The sequence below is a fragment of the Yersinia massiliensis CCUG 53443 genome (assembly GCF_000312485.1).
Taxonomy (GTDB): Bacteria; Pseudomonadota; Gammaproteobacteria; order Enterobacterales; family Enterobacteriaceae; genus Yersinia; species Yersinia massiliensis.
This window is the reverse complement of sequence record NZ_HE997645.1, coordinates 355,211-368,965: the sequence shown is the minus strand read 5'-3', so window position 1 is coordinate 368,965 and position 13,755 is coordinate 355,211. Positions and strand designations below refer to the sequence as shown.

The window sequence follows — 13,755 nt, the reverse complement described above, 5'->3', positions numbered from 1 at the left end:
TGCTTTTGGTTCAATAAACAATAATAGTCTATATGACATACAGCTTGGAAAATTATTGTGGACGGAATATATACCCCTGAAGGCACGATTGATAAAAATGTAGTATGGGCTAAATATCAATATTTAGTGAGACAAGAGGCTTTAAAATTACAGGCACGCTTACCGGCAAGTGTGGAACTCGATGATCTTATTCAAGCAGGTTCCATTGGTTTTTTGAACGCCATAGACCAGTATGATGCTAAAAAGAGCATTGCGATGAGTACATTTATTTCTTATCGCATTCGCTATGCTTTAATTGATGAGCTTCGCGAACGTGACTGGGTTCCTAGACGTGTTCGCGCGAATAATCGAGAAATCGCAGCGACGATTACTCGACTCGAGCAAAAAAATGGCGTTTCTGCTACGGAAGCTGAAATAGCGGCTGAGATGGATGTGTCATTACAAGATTATCAACAGATGTTGATGGACAGTAATACTAGCCAGCTATATTCGCTTGAAGAGTTACAGGAAGAGTTTCTCGATGATATTGGTGAAATAGGAATACAGCAGGAGTATCTTGATCCGGCCAATAGCCTTATTTTGCAGAATTTAACCAAACATGTCAGTGAGCAAATCAAAGAACTATCTGAACGTGACCAATTATTGCTCAGTCTCTACTACCAGCAAGATCTAAACATGAAAGAGATCGCCTTGGCATTCGGTGTTACGGAAACAAGAGTTAGCCAACTACATAGTCAGGCGATTAAAAGATTGCGTGCAAAGTTAAATATTAACCAATAGGATCAAAGTATTATTGTGAATAAACTTAATAATTAAGTATAAAAACATTTGTCTAGTTTAAAAATCAGTTCTTAGTGATTTATAAGTTTTTTATAAGTTCATAAATCATGCTAACAATCTTTGTATCTAATTGAATATAAAGGGTTTTAATTTTATGGTTTAAATTGTTATTTTTTAACGCAATATGTTAACAGTGCTTTTATTTTATAAAATCCTAAGATTTAGATTATTGGATTGAATATGCGATCTTTACGTAACTAGAGATAGAAACGCTTGCACCTACACACAAAAAAACGAATAATTATAAGCAGAAGCCAGGGCTCATTATTGTCATTCTTCTGAGTCTAAAGGTTGATGATTTTCATTAAATGAAATTACCGTTTTTTTACTGCAAAATAGATAAATTAAATGAACACTGTAGATTATAACGAGTTACTCCAAAATATTCATGATATAAATCTCTCTTATTTATTACTGGCGCAGCAATTAATTCGCGATGATAAATTCACATCCGGTTTTAGGCTTGGTTTAGAAGACAGTACTATTGAAATGCTGAAGGACTTATCTTTACCCAAATTGATTAAGCTTTCTACGAGTGGTCAGCTTATTTGTCGTTTACGTCTAGATAATGAGGCTGTTATTAATTGTTTGACAAGAGACTCCCGTATTGATGCGCTTCAACGTATCCATACAGGAATTATTCTGTCAACTGATCTACTTGACTCACTCTCAGATAATAACTCTGCTGCATCATGATTGGAGGTGGGATAATGACGAATAAAAGCCTTTTAGATGAAATAAAAGAAACCAATATTGCCATGGAATTAATCTCTCTTGGTGCGAGAATGCAAGTGCTAGAAAATGAAACTAGCTTAAGTCGGAGAAGATTGTTAAGGCTTTATAAAGAACTAAAAGGTTGTTCGCCACCGAAAGGATTATTACCATTTTCACCTGACTGGTTTATGGCTTGGGAGCAAAATGTTCACTCGTCAATGTTTTATAATATCTATTTGTACTTAAAGAAAACGCTAACGGGTCATACTATCGAACATATCGTCAAAGCCTATAAACTTTATAATGAGCAGTGTTACGGGAATCAGAGCGAAAAGCCTGTATTAGGGTTAACTCGTGCCTGGACATTAGTTCGTTTCATTGACTGCGGTATGATTAAACATACTAAATGTTGCAGTTGTGGTGGTACCTTTGTTGTTACCCATGAACATAGCGATAAGCCATTTATTTGCAGCCTATGCTGTACGCCTTCTCGCGCAGTAAAAAAGACAATTAATAGAGGTGTTGCAATTACTCAGCCAAGCGCGTCAATGTAAAGTCATTAGGAATATTTCAAGTCGTACTAAAACGTATCTTAATAATTGATGCGGTGTTGCTCTATTTGCTGCGCGCAGCCTTGGCAAATTGATAAGCAATTATTTACAAGCCTTAAGGAGTTATTGTGCTCGTTATTCTCGGATATATCGTTGTTCTTGCAACCGTGTTTGGTGGCTTTGTGCTATCTGGTGGCCAACTTGCTGTGCTTTATCAGCCGACCGAATTGCTCATTATCGGTGGTGCTGGCATTGGAGCATTTATTGTTGGCAACAATGGCAATGCGATAAAAGGAACATTATCGTCCTTCCCTAAATTACTTAAGAGTTCGCGTTATACCAAAGAACTCTACATGGATTTATTGGCAATGATCTTTTTGCTATTAGCCAAAAGCCGCCAAGGAGGGCTGGTTGCTTTAGAGAACGATATAGAAGATCCAGAGAACAGCGCTATTTTTGCGGCTTATCCGAGGCTGCTCAGTGATCCTATTTTAATGAATTTCTTGATCGATTATCTCCGCTTAATGATAAGCGGCAGCATGAACACATTCGAAATGGAATCCTTAATGGATGAGGAGATCGAAACCAGTGAACATGAAGATGAAGTCTCTGCAGGCAGCTTGAATGTGATGGGTGATGCGTTACCTGCTTTTGGTATCGTGGCGGCTGTTATGGGGGTGGTGAATGCGTTGGCAGCAGCAGACCGGCCGGCGGCGGAAATGGGTGAGCTGATTGCTCATGCGATGGTCGGAACCTTCTTAGGTATTTTGCTGGCTTACGGCTTTGTTCTACCCCTAGCCTCGTTATTGCGTCAAAAGAGCGCGGAACATACCAAGATGTTGTGCTGTATAAAAGTCACGTTGCTTTCCAGCTTGCACGGTTATGCGCCACAGATTGCCGTTGAATTTGGACGTAAAACACTCTTTTCAAGAGAGCGTCCAAGTTTTACGGAACTGGAAGATCATGTTCGCCAGGTCAAATCACCTGCTGCTAGTGCAACCGCGGAAAGCGGCTCATGAGTAAAAAGCCTCATAACATTATTGTCGTCAAAAAATCGAAAAGCCATGGCGGGGGCCATCACGGAGGGTCCTGGAAAATTGCTTATGCGGACTTTATGACCGCCATGATGGCTTTCTTTTTAGTGATGTGGTTGCTGTCAAATTCCACGCCGCAAGAGCGTCAGCACATCGCTGAATATTTTAAAGCTCCGGTGAACGTAGCGCTTTCTAACGGCGATAAAAATAGCCTGAGTGACAGTGTTATTCCCGGAGGCGGCGACGATATGTTAAAGCAGGACGGAGAAGAACTCAGATATGAAGATAATACTGGGCTGCAAGACCTTGGCAGATTAAAAGACAAAATCGAAGAGTTAATTAATGTCGATCCGCGGCTTAATGATTTTAAATCCAATTTACTGCTGACCATTATCGATAGCGGGCTGTTGATCCAGATAATTGATAGTCAGGAACGCCCAATGTTTAAAGTTGGCAGCAAGAAGCCTGAAGAATACATGGTGCATATTCTCCAAGCCTTGGTGCCAATACTTAATGATATTCCGAACCGCATGACGCTGACAGGGCATACCGATTCATTACCTTATGCTAATGGTGAGGTGGGTTACAGCAATTGGGAGCTTTCTTCTGATAGGTCAAATGCCTCTCGTCAGGTTCTTGTGAATGGTGGGTTACATACCGACAAGGTGCTTCAGGTGATTGGTGTCGCGAGCAATATGTCGATGGGTGACTCTCAACCAGATGCGCCGGCAAATCGCCGTATCACGTTATTGATACTGACAAAGAGTAAAGAGAAAGAGATTTTTCAGGAAGATTCACTCATTCAAAGCGTTAATACCGGTGCTAACACCGCCGATGTGCAATCTCAATTAAAACTACCCTCTGAGCCGGATCGCAGTGAGAGCCAGGGCAACGAATAACACCCTTCAGGACGAGATAAGATGGATTTCAGTGATTTTTATCAGACTTTTTTTGATGAAGCCGATGAGCTTTTGGCAGATATGGAGAAGCATCTGTTAGAGCTTGATTTTGCCTCTCCTGATACTGAGAGCCTGAATGCCATATTCAGAGCAGCGCACTCAATTAAAGGTGGCGCAGGTACATTCGGGTTTATTGTCTTGCAAGAAACGACCCACATACTTGAAAACCTGCTCGACGATGCACGACGCGGCGAACTGCAGCTCAGCAATAAAATTGTTAATTTGTTTCTGGAGAGTAAAGATATTATGCAGGATCAACTGGATGCGTATAAATCATCACAGGAACCTGATCAGGAGAGATTTAAATACATTTGCGAAGCACTTCGCCAGATGGCCGAAGAAGCTAAGCAGGGCTATGGTGTCGCAAACACGCAAGTTGAAGCGCCTATTGTATTGGTGGAAGAGCTGCTGGCTGATCAAGCATTGGCTGCTGAGGTCATTACCCCTGCGCCAGTAGGGACGAGTGTCATTCAAGTCGAACTGCGGAAACTGCGAGAGACTGACCGCCAGCCGTTGATTAATGAATTAGGGTTGCTTGGAACAGTTGAGAACCCGCAATACCAAGGCGATACCTTGACGTTGGTGCTCAAAACCAGCGAGTCGCAAGATGATATTCGGGCAGTGTTGAGTTTTCTGCTGGATGACAATGACATTATTTTAAGTGTCGGGGCAGTTTCAGAGCCTGTGGCACCTGTCGTTGATAAAATCGAGCCGAAAGAGAAAGTCCCCCCTGCAACACCTAAAGCTGAGCCTCAAGTGGCACAGCGAAAATCACGCGCACCTTCCCGTAGTCAAGGTAGCGAGTCCAGTAGCATCCGTGTTGCAGTCGAAAAAGTTGACCAAATCATCAACCAAGTCGGCGAACTGATTATTACTCAGGCCATGTTGACTCAGCTTTCTACGCAGCTCGATCCAGCGAAATATGAAGCGCTTATTTCCAGCATCGCTCAGCTAGAACGTAACGCTCGCGATTTGCAGCAGTCGGTGATGTCGACACGCATGATGCCAATGGAATATGTCTTTAGCCGCTTCCCGCGACTGGTGCATGACCTTGCCGGTAAGCTCGACAAACAAGTGGAGCTGACTCTGGTTGGGGGATCTGCTGAACTCGATAAAAGTGTGATTGAACGCATTATTGATCCATTAACTCATCTAGTCCGTAACAGCCTTGACCATGGTATTGAGTCCATGGCTACGCGCCGTGCTAACGGCAAACCTGAACAGGGTAATTTAACGCTGTCCGCGGAACATCATGGCGGCAACATTATCATTGAGGTCATTGATGATGGAGCAGGGCTTAATCGCGAGAAAATTCTGGCTCGTGCGCAATCCCAAGGGTTGTTGGTCAGCGATAGCATGCCGGATGAAGAAGTTTGGATGCTGATTTTTGCTGCAGGATTCTCTACCGCCGAAAAAGTGACTGATGTTTCTGGGCGTGGCGTGGGGATGGATGTCGTCCGACGTAATATTCAGGAAATGGGGGGATACGTAGAGATCCACTCCGAACAAGGTAAAGGCTCTAAGATCCGTATCATCCTGCCACTGACGTTAGCGATCCTTGATGGCATGTCCATACGCGCAGGTGACGAAATCTATGTTCTTCCATTGAGCACGGTAATGGAATCATTGCTGTTAAGTGACAAATCACTCTACAAAATGGCCGGCGGCGAGATGGTGCTACAAATTCGTGAAGAGTATTTGCCATTGATTGAGTTGCATAAGGTTTTCGATATTCCCGAGGAACCCAACGATATCAATGAAAGAATTGCGGTGATTGTCCAAGGCGGTGGGAGCCGGTATGCATTACTGGTCGACCAACTGGTGGGTCAACATCAAGTTGTTGTCAAAAATATGGAACAAAATTATCGCAAAGTTCCGGGGATTTCTGCTGCAACGATCCTTGGCGATGGCAGCGTGGCATTGATTTTGGATGTCGCAATGCTGACCAGTTTGTCAAAAAATAAATCAATGCCTATCAATATTAATTAACGCTGCATTAAGAAAGGTTAAACAATGAATTTTTCTAGTTCAGATAAAGAACTCGTCAACGACAATCATGGGCACGAATATCTCATCTTCCGGTTAGGGGCAGAAGAATACGGTATTGAAATTCTTAAAGTACAAGAAATTCGAGGCTATGATCGTGTGACTCGGATTGCCAATGCGCCAAAATTTATCGCTGGTGTCACCAATTTACGCGGTGCAATTGTGCCGATCGTCGATCTGCGGGTGAAGTTTCAACTGAGCTCTGCTGAAATTAACGAAAGCACCGTGGTGATAGTCCTTAATTTAGGTGATCGTGTTGTCGGAATCGTTGTAGATGGTGTTTCAGATGTCTTGTCGCTGGAGGCCGCAAAAATTAAGCCTGCACCTGATTTCTCTGTAACCTTATCGACGGAGTATCTGCTTGGGCTAGGCGCGTTGGATGACCGCATGTTGATTCTCGTCGATATTGAGAAGCTGCTAAATAGCGAAGAAATCGCACTCGTCGAAAAGATGGTTGAATTAGAGTGTTAATGGTTGAATTTGAGTGTTGCTGGTTGAATTAAAATATTAATCGCTAATCAGTCATTCATGGTTCGAACCGCGGTATAAACTTTTTTGTTTCTATGCCCATAGGCAACGCGATTATCGTTATTTGACTATGGGCTTATCGTTATTGAAATACGGTTTTCTAACGTGTCAGTTTAAGTGTTATTCCCAGTTTTTATCCTGTTGGTGTTATTAATAAAGTCACCATGTTTTAGCATTAACTGCCATTATCACCTGACACATATACACGTCATTAGCTTTTTCTTCGATTAAGCAATGCACTAATTCTCATCAATATTCTTTGGGTGTAAGTATTTTTATATTCACTTAAATATAAAACTTAAAGGGGGCTATTCTATGGCTGCTGTTGCTTTTCAAGACTTAGATAATTATATGCAGGCAGGTTGTTATATATTAGTAGAACAACTTCTTGGTGCTGAAAATACCCGTTGGGTTGAAATGTCAGATCTCACGAGTGAAACAGAAGAACTGAAAATTCTTTTTCGATCAAAACCGGCCAGCTTGCAACAATGCACCTGTGATTTATTGCATAAAAATGTCGCGATTATCACGATAATCAGTCGCGGATGGGAAGGTTGTACTGCCAACGATGCTATCTATATGAAAAGTGGTGAGTCATTAGAGTGCTTCAAAATGAGTATCCAAATGGCGATTGATACCGCAGTACAGGGGGGGAATGGTGATTTATGCCCGCATTGCGAGATTATGCGTTCACTCACCATCAAAGAGAAAGAGATCATCAATATGATGAAAAACAACAAATCGATGGCGACGATTACTCGATATCAAAAAAATCGATTTGGCTCGTCCAGCTACTACAGCCGAGACAGTATTATGAAGAAAGTGGGCATCACCAATAAGATTGGTATCTATCGGTTCGTTAATTTAATCGCGCAGTAAGTGAATGGATAATCCTATCAGTATATTGCATTAGAAATGGAAGTTGATTAATAGTAAATGGAAACCTGTCAACGTTAATAGGATTCCGAGGGAGATTTTTATTTATCTGAACGGTATATTTTCACCTGTCGTTTTTTCAGTTGATGATAATAAAACACATGAAATTGATAGTCTGCGGTTGGTATAACATGATACCAAGTACTACAAATATTATTGGGGCACGGTTGCCCCAATAATAATTTCACCCATTATGACATTCGTGCGTTTACACCTTGAAACTTCCCGCTGTTATCGCCAATCCGGTTGCCCGTTCCTGTAAGGTCGATGAGGCTTTGGCTGATTTCCCCACCATATCGGCATTCTGCTGCACCATACTATCTAGTTGCCCTATTGCTCGGTTTATTTCATTAATACTCTGCATCTTTTTCTCAGACGCTGAAGTGATTTCCTGCATCACGCTACTGACATTTGAGACATTGCTGACAATGTCACTCATGCTGTTGCTGGCCAAATGAACCAATTCTGAACCAGACGAGACGCTGCTTATTGTGGACTCTATCAGTAGCTTAATTTCTTTTGCCGCTTGGGCGCTGTTCTGGGCCAGACTACGAACTTCATTGGCCACCACGGCAAATCCGCGCCCCTGCTCACCGGCTCGAGCGGCTTCTACCGCAGCATTGAGTGCCAATATATTGGTTTGAAAAGCAATATTATCGATTACGCCGGTAATATCGCTGACTTTTGCTGACGCGCGTTCGATGCTCCCCATGGTGGTGATAACATCAGACATCACGCTATCCCCCTGTGCTGCTGCTTCAGAGGCATATTTCGCGGTATCACTAGCCTCTTTGGCTGATCGCACTGATTGAGAAACTGTTGCCGTAATTTGGGCCAGTGACGCCCCGATTTGCTGCAAACTGCTCGTCGAGGATTGCGTTCTGCCTGACAGATCGTTATTGCCTGTCGCGATTTCATCAGCCGTTGTTTTAACATATTCGCTGGTCACACGAATTTCGGCGATAATTTTGCTGAGCTTATCGACGAATTTGTTGAAAGAAAACGCAATTTGCGTCACTTCATCCTGTCCGTCGGTGGGTAAGCGTTGTGTTAAATCGCCGTCACCAGACCCCATCGTTTCCAGCATGTCACGTACCATTGAGAGGCGCTTAAACGATTTGGTAATGATAAAGCCAATCGCGATGGCCGAAACGATAACCAGCAACACCATGATAATGATTGAAGAGATCAGCAGAGATTGCATACCTGCGGAAGAGGTTTCTTTGTCTTGCACAACCATGATGTACCAGTCGGTGCCGGCTATCGGCATGGCTTTGACACGCTTAGTTTCGCCATTAAGTTGAATATCGACCGGAGTGTCTCCTTGTAAAACCTCACTCAGATTCAAGTGACGGGTTATCGATGACAAAGGTTTCAGCGTGAGGTTAGTGTCGGGGTGCGAGATGATAAGGCCGGCGCTATCGACCAACATGCCGAAACTACCCGGCAGCGGATCGAGAGAGTTAACGTAATTAATCACACTATCCATCGAGACATCACCGCCAATCACGCCATACAAATGACCCTCTTTCATTAGTGGAATAGCAAATGTCACCACCAGTGTTTGGGAGGCAATATCAAAATAAGGGGGAGTGATGACAGCATGACCTGCTTGCTTTGCTTGCTGATACCATGGGCGTTCGGTGGGGTCGGCATCAGCAGGTTCACCGGTGAAAAGCGTTATCTTATTGGCATAACCGACATACACATCGGTGAAGCCTCCCGCAGAGGCAATTTGTTTAAGGGCGGGGAGCGGGTCGGCGGTTAATGCGGCGGGTTGGAGTGACGCAATCATATCAGTTTTTGATTTTACCCAATCGCTAATACCCTGTGGGTAGCTTGACGCGAGTGCATTAAGTGTACTGTCAATTGCCTGTTCATTATATTTCTCAGCAACGCTATAACTAAAAAATGTACTAATAGTCAGGGAGAAAATGACAATCATGATGCTAGTACCAATGATGCGCATGCGGATTGTTTTAAACATGTACCTATCTCTCATTAATATTAATCAGTGGCTCAGCGAAAAAATAAGGAAGCTAACTTACAAAATAGGACAAGGCGACATGGCCTTAAATAATGAAATGGTTGCGACCAGATAAAAAAAAACCGGCGACTTGCGCCGCCGGAAATAATGATGAATAACTCGAAACAAATTAACGCAGCAGAGATAACACGTTCTGTGGAACTTGGTTTGCTTGCGCCAATACTGTTGTACCCGCTGATTGCAAGATATTCGCGCGGCTCATGTTAGACACTTCGGCAGCGAAGTCGGCATCAAGAATACGAGAGCGAGATTCAGACAGGTTGTTTACAGTGCTGTCCAAGTTGCTGATAACAGAAGAGAAACGGTTCTGAGCAGCACCCAGGCTAGAACGTAATTCATCTACTTGGGCCAGTGCAGCGTCAACGGTGTTCAGCAGGGTAGCCTGTGAAACTTGTGCGGCAGTCGCGTCCACAGCGGTACCAAAAGTAATGGTATCTGCGACAAGGCCATCTTCATCAATTTCGACTTCTGCGGTGATGACTTGAGCTTCACCAGTTTTGGGATCGATACCCAAGAAGACAGTTTCGCCATTTTCACCGGTCAGGGTGTAAATGGTACCTGTGTTACCTGCGCCGAAAAGGGCATCATTCAGTTCTTCCAGAGACTCTTTGGTCATCTGCGTGACATTGCCATCAGCGTCTTTTACATCGCTACCCAGGCTTGCCAGCGAAACATTACCCGCAGCGCCAACATCGAAGCCACCCATGCCTAAAGTCGTGGCATTCATCTGGCTCAAGTTGATATCAATGGTTTGGCCATCGTTAGCGCCCACTTGAATGCTCAAGGTTTGATCTTTGCTCAGGACTTTCACGCCGTTGAACTCTGTTTGTTCAGAGATACGGTTGATTTCTGATAAACGCTGATCAATTTCGTCTTGGATAGACTGACGGTCAGATTCAGAGTTGGTACCGTTAGAGGCCTGAACAGTCAGACGACGGATGTTCTGCAAGTTATCATTGATTTCATTCAATGCACCTTCAGTCGTTTGCGCTAAAGAGATACCATCGTTAGCATTACGAGATGCTTGGGTCAGGCCATTAATACTGGCCGTGAAGCGGTTACTGATCGCCTGACCCGCAGCATCGTCTTTCGCACTGTTAATACGCAGACCAGAAGACAGGCGCTCAATTGCGGTGCCCAGAGCTGACTGGGATTTATTCAGGTTGTTCTGTGCAACCAGGCTCATGGCATTGGTGTTAATTACCTGTGACATATTATTTCCTCTATACGTTTACTTGTTGGGCTTGCGATAAATAAGTAATTAGTAATACAGCGATGATTCAGTGCATCACGTATTAAATATATCGGTGTGAGAAAAATTAACTGAATATCCGATGACAATAAATTTCGCAATATCTGTCGATTTAGAGTTAATAACAATGAATAACGATAGAGATATCAGTGTTTTTATTCATTTAATTTTTGTTTTAATTTTATTGCACTTAATTGGCGTCATTTTTGACTGCTTTTATATCGATGGTGATATTCTGGCCTTCTATATAATGTTTTCTCTCTTATCTATATAGAAGGAATAGCCGTTTCAAGTCGGGTTAAATGTGGTTTGTGGATTAAATGTCTTTTGTTGGCTAAATGCATCTTGTTGGCTAATCGCGAGGTCTAATGATTAATTTTTTCCTAATTTGAGCCATATTGATCTTTAGCTTTAATCTGCTGGGCCGATGTTTATAAGTATAAAACTTTATATTCGAGAGGGAAGAATGTCATGGCTTCATTAACTTCATTAGGAATAGGCTCAGGGCTTGATACGGCTGGCATGCTAGAAGCGCTCAAAGTCAGCGAACAAATGCGACTTAAGCCCTATACCAATCTACAAGCGAGCTACGAAGCCAAGATTTCAGCTTGGGGGCAGATTTCCAGTTCGTTAGATGCCCTCAATAAAAGCGTAAAAACGCTGCAAGTTGATGCCTTTAATACCTTGAGCGTCAGTAACAATAAGGCGTTTACAGCGACGGCAACGTCCGGTGCTTATGCCGATACGCATGATGTGACAGTGACTCAGCTTGCGGCGTCACACAAGTTGAAAACGGAAGCGGTGCCTAGTGCTGATGCTGCCCAAGGGTCAAAGACTGACGATAACAACCGCACGTTAATCATCACGCAGAAAGATGGCTCTGAAATGAGAGTCGAGCTGAAAGATGATGAAACCTCATTGCATCAGATTGCTAAGGCAATCAATAAGGAAGATGGCGACGTTAGCGCCAGTGTACAGCGTAGCGATGATGGTTATCAGTTAGTTCTTAGCTCAAAAAATACCGGTGTTGATGGCGAGATGAGCGTGCGAGTTGAAGGCGATGATACGCTGGATGACTTTTTGCACGTTGAAGACGGCGGAAAACACGTTGATGAAGATGGGAATCTCATCCCCGGTGGACGTGGTGGTAACGATCGCATGACGGCGGTTGCCGATGCTCAGGATGCGAAACTGCGTGTCGATGGCAGTAATTATACCCGCCCTAGCAACAACATTAACGATATCCTGACTGGCGTTACCCTTGAGCTAAAAGCGGTTTCTGAAGAGGGAAAATCAGAAAAGCTGACACTGACGCAAGATACGTCGCAGGTCAAAACCAGCATTAAAGATTTTGTGGCGCAATATAATGCGTTAATGACTCAAACCAACTCTGCCAGTAAATATGTTCCGAACGACTCGGTAGGGCTGGGAGATAGCGGTGTCCAAACCCCTAATCCAGAGAACGGTGCTCTGATGGGTGATTCGATGCTGCGCGGTATGGTGAATGACATCAAATATACCGTTAACGGCGTTTATGGTGACAGTAATGCCCAGTACAGTTCATTGGCCGACATCGGGATTAAAATTGACTCATCCACCGGCATGATGACACTTGATGAAGCCAAACTGGATGAAGCCATTGCGACGAATCCAGATGATGTTGCCAATATCTTCATGGATCGTAATGGTAATGAGGGGCTGGCTAGCAAGTTAAGCGGCATCATCACCAACTTTACCGGCGATGCAGAAAACAAAATTGATGGCTCCATCAAAGCGACCACAGACAGCTTAAACGGCCAAGTGGATGTGGTAAAAATTCAGATTGAGAAAACGCAGGCACTGATTGATGCGCAGGTGGAACGTTATCGGGTTCAATTCCAGAATCTCGATAAAACCATGGCGCAATTAAACAGTGTCAGTAACCAGCTTGGTGCGCTTATCTCAACGCTTTAATTCATCAACTTTCTCGGCAGGAGGAGACTCCTGCCTTTCTACGGAGCTAAGAATGTACACATCTCACGGGTCTAACGGTTACGCGCAGGTTGACCTGCAGAGCAAGCTTTCCGGTGCAACGCCACATCAACTGATTACCATGCTATTTGATGGCGCTCATAACGCTATTTTGCGTGCAAAAATCTATTTCGCTAACGGTAATGTGGCTAAACGCGGTGAAATGCTCTCTAAAGCGATTAATATTATTGATAATGGCCTACGGGCGTCGCTGGATCATGATGTAGATGAATCGATTACGGGTGACTTAGAAAGCCTATACGAATATATGTCTCGCACCTTACTTATGGCTAATTTAGAGAATGATCCGGATAAACTGACTCAAGTAGATGAGTTATTGATGGATCTCGCGGCGACATGGAAAGAAATTGAATATCAGCACTGAGGCTAATTATGTCTAATACCGTTATCACCTGTTTTCAGGAAAGTTATCAAAAGAACCTTATTTTGCTTGAGGCAGTGCGTGAGGAGCAATGGGATGACGTGACTGAGCTCGCTGAAAAATATGTGACTCTGCTTCAGGATATATTTGGAAATCTCCCGCAAGCGTTAACCTCTCATGAAAACGAATTCACTGTTGAGGAAAAAAACTCACTGCGTGAGGTTATTCAATGTTTGCAAAAAAATGACAAAGAGATCGCCGATAGATTAAAAGGCCAACTTTCATCTTTGCAGAAGAATATGTCAGCCTTGCACCATGGTAATCAATGTAGCCAGCTTTATAACGCGCAATATATGTCAATAATGTCGACTTAATTGATTAATCGCTTGTTGAGGATTGATCGGTTGATAACGGTATTAAGGCGATTTCCATTCCACGAAACGAGAATCGCCTTCC

General features: G+C 43.4%; 13 protein-coding genes. 11 read left to right on the top strand and 2 right to left on the bottom strand.

Annotated features, from left to right (window positions below; genetic code table 11):
* Positions 1-57: 57 nt before the first annotated feature.
* The 8 genes from BN68_RS14210 to BN68_RS14175 all read left to right on the top strand — a co-directional run bounded on the left by BN68_RS14210 (position 58) and on the right by BN68_RS14175 (position 7,551).
* A complete protein-coding gene (locus BN68_RS14210; RefSeq protein ID WP_019211828.1) occupies positions 58-780 on the top strand; it encodes an RNA polymerase sigma factor FliA in 723 nt (240 codons plus the stop codon).
* A gap of 408 nt (positions 781-1,188) precedes the next feature.
* Positions 1,189-1,536, top strand: coding sequence for a flagellar transcriptional regulator FlhD (gene flhD, locus BN68_RS14205; protein WP_019211827.1), 348 nt, complete (start codon positions 1,189-1,191; stop codon positions 1,534-1,536).
* Positions 1,537-1,550: 14 nt separating this feature from the next.
* On the top strand, positions 1,551-2,108 hold the full coding sequence (gene flhC / locus BN68_RS14200; RefSeq protein WP_019211826.1) for a flagellar transcriptional regulator FlhC: 558 nt from the start codon (positions 1,551-1,553) through the stop codon (positions 2,106-2,108).
* Between the two features lie 125 nt (positions 2,109-2,233).
* On the top strand, positions 2,234-3,124 hold the full coding sequence (motA, locus tag BN68_RS14195; RefSeq protein ID WP_019211825.1) for a flagellar motor stator protein MotA: 891 nt from the start codon (positions 2,234-2,236) through the stop codon (positions 3,122-3,124).
* Positions 3,121-4,038, top strand: a complete 918-nt coding sequence (gene motB / locus BN68_RS14190; RefSeq protein ID WP_019211824.1) for a flagellar motor protein MotB — start codon at positions 3,121-3,123, stop codon at positions 4,036-4,038. Before motA ends, motB begins: the two co-directional genes overlap by 4 nt.
* A gap of 21 nt (positions 4,039-4,059) precedes the next feature.
* Positions 4,060-6,087, top strand: a complete 2,028-nt coding sequence (gene cheA / locus BN68_RS14185) for a chemotaxis protein CheA (RefSeq protein ID WP_019211823.1) — start codon at positions 4,060-4,062, stop codon at positions 6,085-6,087.
* Between the two features lie 24 nt (positions 6,088-6,111).
* Positions 6,112-6,615, top strand: a complete 504-nt coding sequence (gene cheW, locus BN68_RS14180; protein WP_019211822.1) for a chemotaxis protein CheW — start codon at positions 6,112-6,114, stop codon at positions 6,613-6,615.
* A gap of 372 nt (positions 6,616-6,987) precedes the next feature.
* Complete coding sequence (locus BN68_RS14175; RefSeq protein WP_019211821.1) at positions 6,988-7,551, top strand: hypothetical protein; 564 nt, start codon at positions 6,988-6,990, stop codon at positions 7,549-7,551.
* A gap of 265 nt (positions 7,552-7,816) precedes the next feature.
* Here the strand turns inward: BN68_RS14175 and BN68_RS14170 are convergent, their stop codons facing one another.
* Together BN68_RS14170 and BN68_RS14165 are read right to left on the bottom strand one after the other, a co-directional pair.
* Positions 7,817-9,595, bottom strand: coding sequence for a methyl-accepting chemotaxis protein (locus BN68_RS14170; RefSeq protein WP_019211820.1), 1,779 nt, complete (start codon positions 9,593-9,595; stop codon positions 7,817-7,819).
* Between the two features lie 169 nt (positions 9,596-9,764).
* A complete protein-coding gene (locus BN68_RS14165; RefSeq protein WP_019211818.1) occupies positions 9,765-10,868 on the bottom strand; it encodes a FliC/FljB family flagellin in 1,104 nt (367 codons plus the stop codon).
* A 510-nt stretch (positions 10,869-11,378) separates the two neighbouring features.
* Here BN68_RS14165 and fliD point away from each other — a divergent pair.
* The 3 genes from fliD to BN68_RS14145 are packed head-to-tail and all read left to right on the top strand — an operon-like array spanning position 11,379 to position 13,673.
* A complete protein-coding gene (gene fliD / locus BN68_RS14155; protein ID WP_019211816.1) occupies positions 11,379-12,860 on the top strand; it encodes a flagellar filament capping protein FliD in 1,482 nt (493 codons plus the stop codon).
* Positions 12,861-12,912: 52 nt separating this feature from the next.
* Positions 12,913-13,302: a flagellar export chaperone FliS gene (gene fliS / locus BN68_RS14150; protein WP_019211815.1), complete on the top strand. Its 390-nt coding sequence runs from the start codon at positions 12,913-12,915 to the stop codon at positions 13,300-13,302.
* 8 nt (positions 13,303-13,310) lie between these two features.
* A complete protein-coding gene (locus BN68_RS14145) occupies positions 13,311-13,673 on the top strand; it encodes a flagellar protein FliT (protein WP_019211814.1) in 363 nt (120 codons plus the stop codon).
* Positions 13,674-13,755 lie beyond the last annotated feature (82 nt).